15 protein-coding genes and 1 pseudogene are annotated in these 15228 nt (G+C 71.4%); 10 read left to right on the forward strand and 6 right to left on the reverse strand.

The genetic code is table 11. The annotated features are described in order from the left end of the window. Positions 1–129: 129 nt before the first annotated feature. Positions 130–1521 carry an amidase gene (locus tag ABZ385_RS11465; RefSeq protein ID WP_358911055.1) on the reverse strand — a complete coding sequence of 464 codons (1392 nt, stop codon included), beginning with the start codon at positions 1519–1521 and terminating at the stop codon, positions 130–132. Continuing rightward, positions 1508–1717, reverse strand: coding sequence for a hypothetical protein (locus ABZ385_RS11470; protein WP_358583482.1), 210 nt, complete (start codon positions 1715–1717; stop codon positions 1508–1510). The genes ABZ385_RS11465 and ABZ385_RS11470 overlap by 14 nt, the downstream gene beginning before the upstream one ends. Positions 1718–1850: 133 nt before the next feature. Here ABZ385_RS11470 and ABZ385_RS11475 point away from each other — a divergent pair, with 133 nt between their 5' ends. Both ABZ385_RS11475 and ABZ385_RS11480 read left to right on the forward strand, forming a co-directional pair. Beyond that, a complete protein-coding gene (locus tag ABZ385_RS11475; RefSeq protein ID WP_358911057.1) occupies positions 1851–3113 on the forward strand; it encodes an MFS transporter in 1263 nt (420 codons plus the stop codon). A gap of 69 nt (positions 3114–3182) precedes the next feature. Next, on the forward strand, positions 3183–4097 hold the full coding sequence (locus ABZ385_RS11480; RefSeq protein WP_358697162.1) for an MBL fold metallo-hydrolase: 915 nt from the start codon (positions 3183–3185) through the stop codon (positions 4095–4097). On the opposite strand, the pseudogene ABZ385_RS11485 reads toward ABZ385_RS11480, so the two are convergent. After that, positions 4045–4671, reverse strand: a pseudogene (locus tag ABZ385_RS11485) (serine hydrolase domain-containing protein). The gene ABZ385_RS11480 and the pseudogene ABZ385_RS11485 sit on opposite strands and share 53 nt — an antisense overlap. Positions 4672–5082: 411 nt before the next feature. Beyond that, positions 5083–5946, reverse strand: a complete 864-nt coding sequence (locus ABZ385_RS11490) for an aminoglycoside phosphotransferase family protein (RefSeq protein WP_358911059.1) — start codon at positions 5944–5946, stop codon at positions 5083–5085. A gap of 168 nt (positions 5947–6114) precedes the next feature. Here ABZ385_RS11490 and ABZ385_RS11495 point away from each other — a divergent pair, with 168 nt between their 5' ends. From ABZ385_RS11495 to ABZ385_RS11505, 3 genes are read left to right on the forward strand one after another with little or no spacing between them, the layout of a single operon-like run. Then, positions 6115–7038 (forward strand): sugar ABC transporter permease, encoded by a 924-nt coding sequence (locus ABZ385_RS11495; RefSeq protein WP_358911061.1) that lies wholly within the window; start codon positions 6115–6117, stop codon positions 7036–7038. After that, complete coding sequence (locus ABZ385_RS11500; protein ID WP_358700142.1) at positions 7035–7871, forward strand: carbohydrate ABC transporter permease; 837 nt, start codon at positions 7035–7037, stop codon at positions 7869–7871. The genes ABZ385_RS11495 and ABZ385_RS11500 overlap by 4 nt, the downstream gene beginning before the upstream one ends. Beyond that, positions 7868–9166 carry a sugar ABC transporter substrate-binding protein gene (locus ABZ385_RS11505; protein WP_358700141.1) on the forward strand — a complete coding sequence of 433 codons (1299 nt, stop codon included), beginning with the start codon at positions 7868–7870 and terminating at the stop codon, positions 9164–9166. Before ABZ385_RS11500 ends, ABZ385_RS11505 begins: the two co-directional genes overlap by 4 nt. Before the next feature lie 92 nt (positions 9167–9258). Here the strand turns inward: ABZ385_RS11505 and ABZ385_RS11510 are convergent, their stop codons facing one another. Further along, positions 9259–10314 carry a hypothetical protein gene (locus ABZ385_RS11510; RefSeq protein WP_358911063.1) on the reverse strand — a complete coding sequence of 352 codons (1056 nt, stop codon included), beginning with the start codon at positions 10312–10314 and terminating at the stop codon, positions 9259–9261. Positions 10315–10457: 143 nt separating this feature from the next. On the opposite strand from ABZ385_RS11510, the gene ABZ385_RS11515 reads away from it, so the two are divergent. The 5 genes from ABZ385_RS11515 to ABZ385_RS11535 all read left to right on the forward strand — a co-directional run bounded on the left by ABZ385_RS11515 (position 10458) and on the right by ABZ385_RS11535 (position 14669). Then, entirely contained in the window at positions 10458–10880 is a 423-nt protein-coding gene (locus ABZ385_RS11515; protein WP_358583526.1) for a MarR family winged helix-turn-helix transcriptional regulator, read from the forward strand. A 200-nt stretch (positions 10881–11080) separates the two neighbouring features. Beyond that, positions 11081–12073 (forward strand): CDP-alcohol phosphatidyltransferase family protein, encoded by a 993-nt coding sequence (locus tag ABZ385_RS11520; protein WP_358583495.1) that lies wholly within the window; start codon positions 11081–11083, stop codon positions 12071–12073. A gap of 368 nt (positions 12074–12441) precedes the next feature. Continuing rightward, on the forward strand, positions 12442–13650 hold the full coding sequence (locus ABZ385_RS11525; protein ID WP_358583497.1) for a S8 family peptidase: 1209 nt from the start codon (positions 12442–12444) through the stop codon (positions 13648–13650). Between the two features lie 85 nt (positions 13651–13735). Beyond that, on the forward strand, positions 13736–14287 hold the full coding sequence (locus ABZ385_RS11530) for a DUF1697 domain-containing protein (protein WP_358583499.1): 552 nt from the start codon (positions 13736–13738) through the stop codon (positions 14285–14287). Beyond that, the gene (locus ABZ385_RS11535) at positions 14280–14669 is read left to right on the forward strand and encodes a DUF4440 domain-containing protein (protein ID WP_358583500.1); all 390 of its coding nucleotides are present in this window, start codon (positions 14280–14282) and stop codon (positions 14667–14669) included. The genes ABZ385_RS11530 and ABZ385_RS11535 overlap by 8 nt, the downstream gene beginning before the upstream one ends. Here the strand turns inward: ABZ385_RS11535 and ABZ385_RS11540 are convergent. Beyond that, positions 14638–15159, reverse strand: coding sequence for a GNAT family N-acetyltransferase (locus ABZ385_RS11540; protein WP_358583502.1), 522 nt, complete (start codon positions 15157–15159; stop codon positions 14638–14640). The genes ABZ385_RS11535 and ABZ385_RS11540 overlap by 32 nt on opposite strands. Positions 15160–15228 lie beyond the last annotated feature (69 nt).

A 15228-nucleotide genomic window follows, 5' to 3' on the forward strand; every position in this document is an offset into this window, starting at 1 on the left:
AGCAAAATCATTGCGTCTAGTGGCCTGCCCCCTCCGTGCGACGGCCTTCTTCTCGCGGCACCTGGCCGAGCGGAGTCGAACGGCGCTTTCGGGTCCGGCCGAGTGGGGAGGCGGGGCCCAAGCGCTCGTTCACGCTGCGCGCGCGAGCTCGCGGGCGGGCTGGGTCTGCTCGTAGGCCTGGCCGACTCGCAGGAGCGCGCTCTCCGCGAGCGGTCGCCCGAGCAGCTGCATGCCGATCGGCATGCCTGCCGCATCGTGGCCGACGGGGACGGACAGGGACGGCACCCCGGTGATGTTGGCAGGGGATGAGAGGCGTACATAGGCGTCGGATACGCCCTCGACGGTGCCGTCGGCCCAGGTGATCGTCTCCTGGCCGGCCTCGACCGCGGTCGCCGGGACGGTGGGGGCGACGATCAGGTCGACCTCCCGCAGCATGCGTGCCCATTCCTGCCGCATGAGGGTGCGGGCGCGCTGGGCCCGCAGGTAGTCCCCGGCGGGCATCAGTTCGCCGGCTTCGAGGAGGATGCGGACGTCGTCCTGGTAGAGCTCGGGGGCGGTGCGCAGGGTGCTCTCGTGGTAGGCGGTCGCCTCGGGCACCATGAGGCCCCACTGGGTGGCCTGGATGTAGCGGGTCATGGGGATCTCGACCTCGACGAGGCGCGCGCCAAGGGCCTGAAGCTGGGTGATCGCGTGCCGGACGGCGGCTTCCACCTCCGCGTCGACGTGATCGAAGTAGTAGTTGCGCGGCACGCCCACGCGCAGCCCCGTCAGGTCCGTGCCCCCGCCCGGCCGGTAGTCCACGGCGGGAGTGGTGAGGGACGCGGGGTCGCGCGGGTCGTGTCCGGCCAGGGCGGCCAGGACCAGGGCCGCGTCCTCGACGGTGCGGGTGATGGGGCCGACGTGGTCCAGTGACCAGGACAGGGACGTGACGCCGTGGCGGGGCACGAGGCCGTACGTCGGTTTGAGGCCGACGACCCCGTTCAGCGCGGCGGGCACCCGGATCGATCCGCCGGTGTCGGTGCCCAGGGCGAAGGTCGCGGTGCCCGCGGCGACGGCGACGGCGGATCCGCCGCTGGAGCCGCCTGCGACCCGGCCGGTGTCCCAGGCGTTGCTGGTCTGCGGGGTGGTCAGCCCGTAGGCGAACTCGTGGGTGTGGGTCTTGCCGACCAGGATGGCTCCGGCCGCCGACAGACGTGCGGCGACGGCGCTGTCGGCCTTGGCGCGGTGGTCGGCTCGGACGCGGGAACTGGCCGACGTCGCCACTCCGGCGACGTCGATCAGGTCCTTGAGGCCCATCGGGATGCCGTGCAGCGGACCGCGGTAGCGACCGGCCGCGATGTCGTTCGCGGCTTCGCGCGCGGCCCAGCGGGTGTGCTCGGCGGTGACGGTGACGTACGCCTGAAGGTACGGCTCCACCTGTTCGATGCGCTCCAGGACGGATTCAGCCAGCTCGACGGGGGACAGCTGCCGGGCCCGGATCGCGTCGGCGGCCGCGGTCAGGGGCAGTTCATACGGCTGCATCGTGGTTCTCCTGTTCGGCGCGGTAGGCGGGGGCGGGCGGGGTGTCCCCGAAGTCCAGCTCCCGCAGGACCGCGACGACGGAGTGGATGTGGTGGGCGGTGGCCGCGACCGGGGCGTGGCGGTCGGCAGGCAGCGGGAGCCCGGCGTGGGCGGCCCAGCGGGCCGTTTCCGACGGCGTGAGTTCAGCGGCGGACATGGACGTTCTCTCCTCAGGACTGGAGGGGGCGGAGCACCCTCCGAGGCCAAAAGCTAAGGGTTTGCTTTAGTCGACTGTAGAGTCCTACGGTGGCTAAACGCAAACCCATTGCGTTTAGCTCCCAAGGAGTCCCATGCTCACCGTCACACCGCGCGCGCCCGCCCAATCCAGTCATCCGGGAGCCCGCACCCAGCACACCCACCGCGCGGCGTCCTTCGTCCTGGCCGCCTCGATCCTGGCCGCCCTCCTCGCGGCATCCAGTGCTCCGACGCCCCTCTACCCCCATTACCAGGACGCCTGGGACCTGTCCGCACTCACCATCACGGTGGTCTTCAGCGCCTACTCCCTGACGCTGCTGCTGGCCCTGCTCACCACCGGAGCGCTCTCCGACCACCTCGGGCGGCGCCCCGTCCTGGTGGGCGCCCTGCTGCTGGAGGCCGCCGCCATGCTGATGCTGGCCACGGCGGACGGCGCCGAAGCGCTGATCACCGCCCGGATACTGCAGGGGGCGGCCACCGGCGCGGCCACCAGCGCCGCGGGAGCGGCCCTCCTCGACCTTCACGACCCCCTGCGTCCGGACCGGTCCGCCCTGACCAACAGCATCGCGCCCGTGGCGGGCATGGCCGCCGGCGTCCTCGCCTCCACCCTCCTCCTCCGCTTCGCCCCCGCGCCCACGGTCACCGTGTACGTCCTGCCGTCGATCCTCTTCGCCGCCCAGGCGATCGCGGTCACGTTCACCGCGGAGACGGCCCGCCCGCACACCGGCGCCCTGCGATCGCTGCGCCCTCACCTCGCCGTGCCGCCGTCGGCGCGCAGCGCCCTGCTGGCGGTCGGCGCCGCTGTCGTCGCCGTCTGGGCGCTGGGCGGCTTCTACTCCTCCCTCGGACCGGCGCTCGTGCGCCTCGTGGCCTCAGATGCCTCACAGACGGCCGGTGGCCTGATCTTCTTCGTACTCACCGCCGCGGCCACGCTCACCGTGTGGACACTGCGGAGCACGGCGCCGCGCCCCGCCGTCACCGGCGGAAGCCTGGCCGTCATCCCGTCCGCGGCCCTGAGCCTGCTCGGTCTGCACGGCGTCGGCCTGCCCGCCGTCTACGGCGGCGCGGCCCTGGCCGGAGTCGCCTTCGGCGCCGTCTCCCAAGGGGCGCTGCGCATGACGCTCGCCTCCATCGGCGAGCAGGACCGCGCCGCGACCCTGGCCGCCTACTACGTCCTCAGCTACCTGTCCATGAGCCTGCCCGCCATCGCCGCGGGCGCCGCCACCCAGCACTACGGGCTGCGCACCACCGCGCTTGCCTACGCCATCGCCGCCGCCCTGCTCGCCGTCACGGCCCTGGCCGCACTCGCCATGTCGAGACGCGGGGCAGCCCACAGCGCACACGACGACCTTCCGTAACGAGACGACCTTCCGTAACGAGACGACCTTCCGTAACGAGATGAGCGAGAGCAAGGGAAACGACCGATCATGAGCACCGCACCGGCCACCGGCCCGACCGCCATCCCCTCCTGGACCGTGGGCGACGTCACCGTCCACCGCATCGACGAGATCCGGCTGCCGCCGGCCACCGGACCGTGGCTGCTGCCCGGCGCCACCCCGGACGTCGTTGCCGGACAGGACTGGCTGCGCCCGGACTTCGCCGACGACGAGGGCATCCTGCGCCTCGACAGCCACAGTTTCGCGTTCACCGTCGGCGGGCTGCGCATTCTGGTGGACACCGGCATCGGCAACGGCAAGGAACGGGCCAACCCCGCCTGGCATGCTCTGAACACCGACTACCTTCAGCGCCTCAGCGCCGCCGGGTTCCCCCCGGACTCCGTCGACCTGGTGATCCTCACCCACCTGCACGCCGACCACGTCGGCTGGAACACCCACGAGGTGAACGGCGAGTGGGTTCCCACCTTCCCCAACGCTCGCTACGTCACCTCCCGCGTCGAGCGGGAGTTCTGGGTCGGGTACGACATGGAGGAGGCGCGCGAGCAGATGTTCCGCGACTCCGTGATCCCGGTGGAGGAGGCGGGGCTGCTCGACCTCGTCGACGTCCCCGCCGACGGGATCGAAGTTCTCCCGGGCCTGCGCCTGATCCCCACCCCCGGGCACACCCCCGGCCACGTCGCCGTCGAGCTGACCAGCCGCGGGGAGACCGCTCTGATCACCGGCGACTGCGTCCACCACCCCGTCCAGCTCGCCCACCCCACCATCGGAGCCTGCGTCGACATCGAACCCGAGCAGTCCGAGGCCTCGCGCCGCGCGCTGCTCGGCTCGCTCGCCGGTACGCGCACCCTCGTCCTGGGCACCCACTTCGCGCCGCCCACCGCCGGCCGCGTCGTCACCCATGAGGGCGCCTACCGACTCGCACCCGTCCCCGCCGACTCGCACTGACCCGGTGGCGGCCCAGCAGGCGGCCCGAGAGCAGCGCGCGGAAGAAGTGGTTCTCGTCCCGCGTGGTCGTGACCCACGAAAGGGTCTCGTGGTCCACCGGTATCTGGTCGGTGACGTTCACCCGCGAGCCGGGGCCGAAGAGTTGGTACGCCTGGGCGTGAGGCCGGGGCAGGGTGGGCGAGGTGCCCGGCCACCTGGTCTGGTCGAGGCCGAGCGGGCGCAGGACGCGATCTTCGATCTCCTGGTGCGCGGAGTGCCCGGTGGCCTTCTGGATGATCCTGCCGAGCAGGACATAGCCGGTGTTCGAGTACGCCCAGTCCTTGCCGGGCCGGAAGTCCGGCGCGTGAGCCAGGGCGCGGGCCACCAACTGCTCGGGGCCGTAGACGTCGTGGCGCTACTCCTCCGGCGTGGTGTATCCGGGCAGGTCGTCGTGGATGCCGCTGGTGTGCCGGAGCAGTTGGCGGAGGGTGATCCGGCGGCCGTCGTTGCCGTTGCCCCGCACCACGTGGGGCAGCCAGTGGTCGACCGTGTCGTCCAGGGACAGCCTTCTCTCGGCCTCCAGCTGGAGGACCACGGTGGCGACCAGCGTCTTTGGACGTGCTGGCCATGCGGAAATAGCCGTCGGAAGCGATGGGGCGGCCGGTGTTCAGGTCGGCGGTGCCGCTGGTGGCCACCGTCTGCCGACCGTCAGGCGCGATCGTGCGGGCCTGCACACCGCTGACACCGAGGGCGTGGATCGCCTCGGTGTCCCGACGTAACTGCTCCGCGGGGGAGGGGCGGGCGGGCCGGGCGACGGTAGTGGCCACCTCCGCGGCGAGCAGCGCGGCGACACCGAGTGACACGGCGAGGCGCTTTCGCGGAGTCCAAGTCATGTCTGAACGCTGGATTCGCCCCCGACGAGAGGCCATCCGGCACACCCCACGCCCGGAAGGGGGGAATATCCCCAGGGCGGCTCGTCACCGGTCCGGTGTCGCGCCGCCCGGGCTCAGAAGGGGTACCACCGCACCGCCGTGTCGCCGTCCCTCAGGGATGCCACCCGGCGGCGGAACTCCGTCAGCGCCTTGGGGTTGGCGGGCGCGTGCTGGGCGACCCACGCGCAGCTGGCCGTCTCCCGGGCCCCGCGCAGCACCGCGCAGCCCTCCCACTCCCGTACGTCCCACCCGTAGGCGCGCACGAAGCCTTCGTACGCCTCGGGCGCCAGGCCGTACCGGTCGCGGGAGAGGGCCATGACGACCAGGTCGTGCTCGCGCAGGTCGAAGGAGAAGGTCTCCAGGTCCACCAGGACCGGCCCGTCCGGGCCGACCAGGACGTTGCGGGGCAGCGCGTCGCCGTGGATCGGACCCGGCGCCAGGTGCGGCGTCAGCGCGGCGGCGGCGGAGGCGAAGCCGTCCCTGCGCGCGCGCAGATAGTCCGCGTCGGCGGGGTCGATCGCGCCGCCCGCCAGGCGCAGCCAGCGCTCCACACCGCCGAGCAGTTCACGGCGCGGCAGGGCGAAGGAGGGCGGGGCCAGTTCGTGGACGGCCCGCAGGAGCGCGGCGAGGTCACGCGGCTCGGCGGGCCGCACGGCAGCCGGGAGCCGGTGCCAGAGTGTCACCGGGTGCCCGTCCACGACCCGGGGCTCCGCCTCGGCGGCCCGAACGGCGGGGACGCCGGCCCGCTCCAGCCAGGCCGCGACGCCCAGCTCGCGACGGGCCCGGTCGAGGAGCCCGGGGGCGGCGCGGCCGACCTTGACGACGAGGCCGTCGGCGCCGAACACCGCGTTCTCGCCGAGCGCCAGCAGCTCGGCCCCGCCCACCGGAACCGGCAGATCGGCCGCCTCCAGTACGTGCCGCGCCCGTGCCTCGTCCATCCGTGCCTCCCGCACCCGGTGCCCCGTTCGCCGACAGTCTCGCATTCGCACAGGCCACCAGGCGTACGGGGGACGCGCACCTCCTTGACGTATCAGGACCGCGTCAGCACGATGACGGGGGCCGCCGGGGCGGCCGGACCGTACGAGCCGCCCGAAGGAGCCGAATCCGTGACCTTGGCGACCGCGACGAAGCGGTCAGCGCCACGCGCGCCGCACCGGGCCGTCGCGGACCACGGCGCGTGGTTCCTGGTGCTGCCCGCGCTGATCCCGATCCTCGTCCTGAGCGTCGGCCCGCTCCTGTACGGCATCGCGTTGGCCTTCACCGACTCCCAGTCGGGCCGCACCGAGCCCACCCGGTGGATCGGCGCCCTCAACTTCCAGGACCTGCTGCACGACACGCTGTTCTGGGACTCGTTCCGGATCGGCCTGCTGTGGGCGGCCGGCGTCACCGTGCCGCAGTTCCTGCTCGCGCTCGGCCTCGCCCTGCTGCTCAACCAGAATCTGCGCTTCCGCTGGCTGGCGCGGGCCCTCGCGATCATCCCCTGGGCGATGCCCGAGGTGGTCGTCGGCATCATGTGGCGCCTCGTCTACCACCCCGACGCGGGCATCCTCAACGAAACGCTCGCCGACCTCGGCCTCGGCGACGGCGAGGACTGGCTGACCGGCACGGCCACCGCCCTCTTCGCCGTGATCGTCGTCGGCGTCTGGGCGGGCATGCCGCAGACCACCGTCGCCCTGCTCGCCGGGCTCCAGAACACGCCGCGCGAGCTGCACGAGGCCGCCGCGATGGACGGCGCGGGCGCCTGGCGGCGCTTTCGCACCGTCACCTGGCCCGCCCTCAAGCCGGTCGCCCTCGCCATCACCGCGCTCAACTTCATCTGGAACTTCAACTCCTTCGCCCTGGTCTACGTCCTGACCCAGGGCGGCCCCGGCGGCCGCACGCGCCTGCCCATGCTCTTCGCCTACGAAGAGGCCTTCCGCTACGGCCAGTTCGGCTACGCCGCCGCCATGGGCTGCGTGATGGTCGCCGTCATCTCCGTGATCCTCGCCTGCTACCTCGTGGGCCGGCTGAAAGGAGGCGACGAGACGTGACGCGCACCAACAAGTCCGCGCGCGCCGCGCAGTACACGGCGCTCGCCGCCTATCTGGTCTTCCTCGCCTTCCCGTTCCTCTGGCTGATCTCCACGGCCTTCAAACCCGCCCGTGAACTGGGCAGCCTGCACCCCACCTGGATCCCGAAAAACCCCACGCTGGACAACTTCCGGCAGGCCTTCGACGAGCAGCCGCTCCTGCGGGCCGCCGGCAACTCCCTGCTCGCGGCGCTCTGCGCGGCCCTGATCGCGGTCGTCGTCGCCACACCGATGGCGTACGTCATGGCCAGGCACCGCACCCGCCTGGCGAAGGCGGCGACCGGCTGGGTGGTGATCAGCCAGGCGTTCCCGTTCGTACTGATCATCATCCCGCTCTTCCTGATCCTGAAGAACCTCCACCTGATCAACTCACTGACCGGCCTGGTCATGGTGTACGTGGTGTGGTCGCTGCCCTTCGCCCTGTGGATGCTCGTCGGATACGTCCGCGCGGTGCCCGCCGAGCTGGAGGAGGCGGCGGCGGTGGACGGCGCGAGCAAGGTGCGGACGTTCGTCTCCGTCGTCGCGCCGCTGCTCGCCCCCGGCATCGTGGCCACGGCGATGTTCGCCTTCATCACCGCCTGGAACGAGTTCTTCTTCGCGCTCGTCCTGCTGAAGACCCCCGAGAAGCAGACACTGCCGGTCGTCCTCAACCGCTTCATCGGCGCGGAGGGCGTCGCCGACCTCGGGCCGCTCGCCGCCGCGGCGTTCCTCGCGACCCTGCCCTCGCTCGTCCTCTTCGCGATCATCCAGAAGCGGCTCACGAGCGGCATGCTGGCCGGGGCGGTGAAGGCCTGATGCGCACGGCACCCCGCATGCTGACCGCGGCCGCCACGGCCCTCGCCCTGCTGCTCACCGGGTGCGGCGGCGACTCCGGCGACGACGACGGGAAGATCACCCTCCGGTTCCAGTCCCTGGCCTGGCAGAAGGAGTCCGTCGACGCCAACAAGGCCCTCGTCGCCCAGTGGAACGCCACGCACCCCGACGTGCGGGTCGAGTACGTCCAGGGCAGTTGGGACAGCGTCCACGACCAGCTGCTCACCTCCTTCGAGGGCGGCGAGGCGCCGGACATCATCCACGACGCCTCCGACGACCTCGCCGACTTCGCGTACGGCGGCTATCTCGCGGATCTCGGCGAGCTGCTGCCCGACCGCCTGAAGTCCGACATCCCCCGGCGCAGCTGGCGGACGACGACGTTCGGCGGCAAGGTCTACGGCGTGCCGTTCCTCCAGGAGCCGCGCGTCCTGGTCGCCAACGCCACGTGGCTGAAGAAGTCGGGCGTACGCGTCCCCACCCCCGACAAGCCCTGGAGCTGGGCCGAGTTCCGGGACGTCACCAGGGAACTGGGCGACGCGGACGAGGGGAAGTACGGCGTCGCCTGGCCGTTGAAGGAACCGGTCTCGGCGACCCTCAACCTCTCCCTGTCGACCGGCGGCAAGATGTTCCACCGGGGTGCGGACGGCAAGGTCGAGGTCCGCTTCGACCAGGCCGACGAGACCGTGCCGCGCACGGTCCACGACCAGGTGAACGGCGACAAGAGCGCCTCCGCCACCACCCTCGGCATGGGAGGCTCCGACACCCTGCCCGGCTTCTTCGGCGGGAAGTACGCGATGGTCCCGCTCGGGTTCTCCTACCGCCAGCAGCTCGCCCAGCAGGCCCCCGAGGGCTTCGACTGGCAGGTGCTGCCCGCGCCCGCCGGGCCCGAGGGGCTCACCCAGGGGGTCAGCCCGCAGACCCTGTCCGTCGCAGAGGACAGCCCGCACAAGAAGGAGGCGGCCGCGTTCCTCGACTTCTTCCTCCAGCCGCGGAACATGGTCCGGCTGGCGCGCGGCGACTGGATGCTGCCGACCGGCCAGGAGGCGCTGAAGGACCGCGCGCTGCACACGACGGAGAACGACTGGGCGGTGGGCACCGCCCTCGCCGCACACCTGCGCTCGGCCCCCGCCCAGTCCGTGCGGGGCTATCCGGAGTGGAAGGACAAGGTCGCCACCCCGGCGCTCCAGGAGTACTACAGCGGCGCGATCGGCCTCCCCGAGCTGCGCGAGCGGCTGGTCGAGGACGGCAACCTGGTCCTCGCCCGGTACCAGCGCTGAGCCGCGTCCGGCCCGGCGCCGGGGGGCGGGGCGAAGCCTCGTAGCGGGCCGCCGGGGTCGCCGGACCAGCGGGCTGTGGGGCGAGCCGCAGCTCACACCGCGACCGACTCCTCCATCTCCTCCTCCTGGTCCGCCTCGCGGGTGGCGGCGGCGACGGGGGCCGGGCGCCGGCGCCGCTCCCACAGCCCCGCGACGGCGGTCATCAGCAGGCCGAGGACCAGCCAGGCGGCCAGCGTCATGACGTGCCGGCCGAGGTCGTGACCGCCGAAGTACAGGTGGCCGCGGATTCCCTCGACGAAGCCGGCGCCGTTCCAGAACGCGTGCAGCGAGCCGAAGAAGCCGTTCTGCAGCTCGGGCCGGAAGAGCCCGCCGGACGTCGTGAAGTTCAGCATCACGAACAGCACCATCATCGTCAGCGTCGTCCAGCGCTTCAGGAAGGTGTGCAGGCCCACGCCGATGAACAGGACCCCGGCCGAGTACAGCCACGACATCGCCCACACGCCCCACAGGCCCTGGTGCGCCAGGTGGAAGACCGGCCCCGCGAGCGCCGCGCCGATCAGGCTGACCGCGAAGGAGACGCCCACCACGAGAGCGGCGCGGACCCGCATCCGCAGCGCCGCGCCCGCCGCGCCGAGTACCGCCACCGAGGCGTAGGAGCCGATGCTGACGGCGACGAGCAGGAAGAACAGGCCCTGCCCGGTGGGGTCGTCGGAGACCGGCTTGGCCACATCGGTGACCTTCAGCGGGAGGCCCTGCTCCGCCGCGACCGGCGTGAAGATCTTCTGCACGGCCAGCGCGCTCATGTCGGATCCGGCGGAGGCCACGATCAGCTCGGGCGCCTTCGCGTCCGGGAGGTAGGCCCCGGCTATGTCCAGGGACTTGAGCGCGGCGACGGCCTGCTCGCGGTCGGCGAGGGTGCGTACGTCGAGCGCGTCGCCCGCCTTGTCCTGGACGGTGCGGGCGAGGGCCTCGGCCCGCGGGCCCGAGCCGACGACGGCGATCGGCATGTCGTGCGGCTCGGGCGTGACGAACGCGCCCATGTAGGCGAGGCCCATGCCGAGACACATCAGCAGGGGGGTCACCAGGTGGAGGAGGACATGGCGCAGGGCGTCACGTGTTCGAGGGGCGGCTGCCGCGGTGGCGGACATGGGGGGACTCCGATGGTTGGTATATGCAACTCTCTCTAATGTTGTACTCTACAACCATTCGCGGAGAGGGAAAAACTGTGACCGATCGAGACAGGTCCGAGCCGGCGGCGCGGGATGAGTCCATCGAGGTCATCCAGCGCGAGATGACGGCGTTCGCCCGGCGGGCGCGCGCCACCGCCGCGCGCATGCACCCCGAGCTGTCGCTCGTCTCGTTCACGCTGCTCGGTCACCTGGAGCACCAGGGCGGCTGCCGGGCCACGGACCTGGCCGCGCACTACACCCTCGACAAATCGACGATCAGCCGGCAGGTCGGGACCCTGGAGAAGGCGGGACTCGTCGAGCGGCGGCTCGACCCGGCCGATCACCGGGTCCACGTCCTGCACCTCACCGCGCGCGGTCACGAGGTGCTGGCGCAGGTCGGCGCCGCGCGCCGGGTCGCGTTCCAGGAGCGGCTCGCCGAGTGGAGCGGGCCGGACCTGGCGCGGTTCGCGGAGTATCTGCTGCGGTACAACGAGGCGGCCGAAGGGGCCGGGGACGGCGGCGCGGACGGAGGGGCCCTGAAGTGACGCTCCGTGAGGGGTCGGCCGTTCCCTCCATTCGATAACACTCTGGTAACACGCCCAATGTCCTGGAATGGCCATGGACTCAGCGCGAAAGGTTGACCGTTACCCCCGGTGAAAGGTTGCACTCCGTAGATCTTGTTCCTGGGGTGAATCACTCCCTAGCGTGAGATGAACTTTCGTCGAACGCCAGGAAGTTGACCCCCATGCGTCGAGACATACCGCCCCTCGCCGAGGTGCGTCGCATCACCCAGAAGAAGCGCGACGCGTGGTGGACCGTGTTGCTTGTCGACCCGGTCGCCACCCCGCTCGTGCGATGCACCGCGATGCGCACGAGGATCACGCCCAACCAGATCACCTGGGGCGCCTTCCTCCTCGGTCTCGGCTCGGCCGCGTGCTTCGCGTTCGGCGACTGGAAGTGGCTCGCCCTCGGCGCCGTCGTCTACCACTTCAGCTTCATCCTTGACTGCATGGACGGCAAGATCGCCCGCCTCACCGGGCAGGGCTCCGTCTTCGGCGCCTGGCTCGACTTCGTCTTCGACCGGATCCGCGTCATGGTGTGCGGCGTCGCCCTCATGGGCGGCCAGTACGAGCGCACCGGCGACACCCGCTACATCTGGCTGGCGCTCGCCGTCGTGGCGCTCGACACCCTGCGCTACATCAACTCCCTGGAGATCTTCAAGATCCGCCACACCATGCGCAAGCAGATCAAGGCCCGCATGCGGGCCGCGCGGCGCGCGCAGAACGAGGCGGAGGTGGCCTTCATGGAGGACCTGCTCCGCGACAACCCCTCGGCGGACATCGAGCAGGACCTCCAGCGGGCCGCAGGGGAGGCCGCGTACGACCTTCCCGAGGCGCGGGGCGCGGATGTCGACGGGGAGGCGGCGCCGGTGGCGCCGAAGCCCCAGGTGATCGACCTGCACCAGGAGTTCCGGCGGAAGTTCCCCGCCTATCTGCGGGCCCGCTCCTTCCTGCTGCGCCACCGCATCCGCGCGCACCTGGTGAGCGGCATCGAGTTCCAGATGGGCGTCTTCATCATCGGCCCGCTCTTCGACGTGGTGATGCCCGCGACGATCGTCGCCGGCGCCCTGCTGCTGGTCTTCGAACTGGCCATCATCTACAAACTGCTGCTCTCCACACGGGACTTCACGCGGACGATCGACTCCTTCGAGGAGCAGAAGGTCGCCACCGCGGTCTAGGAAGGCCGGGAAGGCCTGGAAGACGGAGAGAACTCGCGCCGGGCGGGCTGGTCACTCCAGCCCGCCCGGTGGTGCGTGTGGGGCGCAAAGTGGCTGCTGTGGCTGGAAGTTGCCGTTGTCGGCCCGTGAGATGTCAGGTTCCACCGCAAGAGAGCCGGTTTGTCATTACGGAACCTTGTTGAACAAGTCACAGCTGCATGTAGGTATTGATCTGCGCGCGTCAATCGGTCAGGGTTTCGTCCCAACACCCGGAGATCTTCCGGGCCTCAGGGGACGTGCCGAGGAACTTCCCGCCGCGGCGCACCCCTGGGCAGACAGCTGAATACCCCCCACATTCCCCCCACACAGCACTGAGGAGACCCCTCTTCATGGCAACTCACAGGCGTGCCCGCACGATGAAGCTCACCGCCGCGATCACCACCGCCGCCACCGCGGTCGGAGTCACCGTATTCGCCACCTCCTTCGCCGGCGCGGCCACCCCCGCCGAGGGCAGGGTGTACGGCCTGGACGCCAAGGGCGCCGTGGCCGGCAGCTACATCGTGATGCTCGACGAGAAGGCCGACAAGGCGGCCAAGTCGAAGCTCGCCGAGGAGTACGGCGGCGAACTGAAGCGCACCTACTCCTCCGCCATCAACGGCTTCTCCGCCAAGGGCCTGAGCGAGACCGAGGCCAAGCGCCTGGCCGCCGACCCGGCCGTCGGCAAGGTCGTCCAGTCGAAGAAGTTCACCATCGACGCCACCCAGGACAACCCGCCGTCCTGGGGCCTGGACCGCATCGACCAGACGGACACCGCGGCCGACGACAAGTACACCTACCCGGACGCGGCCGGCGAGGGCGCCACCGCGTACGTCATCGACACCGGCGTCCGCGTCAGCCACAAGGACTTCGGCGGCCGCGCGACCTCCGGCTTCGACGCCGTCGACAACGACGACAACGCCGACGACGGCAACGGCCACGGCACGCACGTCGCCGGCACCATCGCCGGCCAGTCGCACGGCGTCGCCAAGAAGGCCAAGATCGTCGCCGTCCGCGTCCTGGACGACCAGGGCTCCGGTACCACCGAGCAGGTCGTCGCGGGCATCGACTGGGTCACCAAGAACCACCAGGGCCCCTCCGTCGCCAACATGAGCCTCGGCGGCGGCGCGGACGAGGCGCTCGACGCGGCCGTGCGCAAGGCGATCGCCTCGGGCGTCACCTTCGCGGTGGCCGCCGGCAACGAGTCGACCGACGCCTCCCAGGGCTCCCCGTCCCGCGTGCGGGAGGCCATCACGGTCGCCTCCTCCACCAAGGACGACAAGCAGTCGGACTTCTCCAACTTCGGCCCCGCCGTGGACCTCTACGCCCCCGGCTCGGACATCACCTCCGCCTGGAACACCGGTGACGACGCCACCAACACCATCTCCGGCACGTCGATGGCGACCCCGCACGTCGTGGGCGCCGCCGCCGTCTACCTCGCCGCCCACCCGGACGCCAAGCCCGCGGACGTCGCCAAGGCCCTGACCGACGGCGCCACGCCGGACAAGATCTCCAACCCGAGCGAGGGCACGCCCAACAAGCTCCTGAAGATCGTCGAGTGATCCTCGCCGTCCACTGAACCGCGGCCGCCGTGCCCGCCCCCACGGGGCACGGCGGCCGCCTCGTCATGTGCCCTATCGTGTGCGCATGGCGACCAGGACATACGCGGCGCTGCTGCGCGGCATCAACGTCGGCGGCCACAAGAAGGTGCCGATGGCCGGGCTGCGCACGCTCCTCGAGGAGCTCGGGCACAGCGACGTGCGGACGTACCTGCAGAGCGGCAACGCCGTCTTCACCGCGCCCCGGGGCGACGAGGAGTCGCTCGGAGCCGAGCTGCGGGCGGCCATCGAGGAGCACTTCGGCTTCGCCGTCGACGTCCTGGTCCGCGACGGGGCGTATCTGCGGGCGGTGGCGGACGCCTGCCCCTTCCCCGCGGCCGAGCTGGAGGCCAAGCAGCTCCACGTCACCTACTTCTCCGCGCCGGTCGACCCGGCGCGCTTCGCCGCCATCGACCAGGCCGCTTACCTGCCCGAGGAATTCAGGCTCGGCGACCGCGCCCTGTACCTGTACGCGCCCGACGGCCTCGGCCGCTCCAAGCTCGGCGAGCAACTGTCGCGGCCCGCCCTGAACAAGGGCCTGATCGCCACCACCCGCAACTGGAGCACCGTCACCCGACTGGTGGAGCTGACCCGTGCCTGAGCCGACCCCCGCCGTCGAGGCCGCCATGGAGGGCGAGCTGCGCCTCCTCGACCCCGAGGTGCGGGCGTCACCGGAGCTGTTCGGGGCGCTGCTGCACCCGGAGTTCACCGAGGTCGGGGCCTCCGGCACGCGCTGGGACCGGGAGACCATCGGGGAGGTCCTCATGGACGGGTCCGCACCCGCCGGCCGCGCCGCCACCACCGTCTCCCGCATGCGCGGCGTCCAGCTCGCCGACGACCTGGTGCACCTCACCTACGACACGGACGACAACGGCCGCCGCGCGCACCGCAGTTCACTGTGGCGCCGCACGGACGGCCGCTGGCGGCTCTGGTTCCATCAGGGCACGCCGTTCACCGACCCGGGTCCGGAACCCGGGAGGTGAGCAGCAGGGTGGTCCTGCCGTCCTCCTCCGGGACCTCGCGTCCCTGGGTGTAGCCGAGACGCTTCAGGACGGCGAGGGAGGCGGTGTTCTCCGAGTCCACCGTGGCGTGCACCTCGGCGAGCCCCAGGGTCTCGTGCCCGTACGAGGTCAGCAGCCGCGCCAGCTCCGTGCCGAGCCCGAGGCCCCAGCTCTCCCTGGTCAGGCCGTAGACGATCTCGTGGCCGTCCAGCCAGGTCTCCGGCGACGGCTTGACCTCGGCGTGCCCGACATAGCGCCCCTCGTGCCGGACCGCCCACACGGGGAAGCGTTCCTCCGCGTAGACGAGGCTGAATATCCGGCCGAACAGGGCCCGGTCCTCCGCCGCGCTCTGCACCCCCTCGCCGAACCACCGCCCCACGGCCTCGTCCTGGAACAGCGCGACGAAGTGCGCCTCGTCGGAGGCGACGTAAGGCGTCAGGGAGAGTCGTTCGGACCGCAGCTCGGGTGTCATCCGCGAGACGGTAAGGGGGCGGGGGCGGGCGGAGCAAGCAGTTTGCGCCCTCTCTTCGACCGGCTGTGC

The organism is Streptomyces sp. NPDC005898 (assembly GCF_040629635.1).
Taxonomy (GTDB): domain Bacteria; phylum Actinomycetota; class Actinomycetes; order Streptomycetales; family Streptomycetaceae; genus Streptomyces.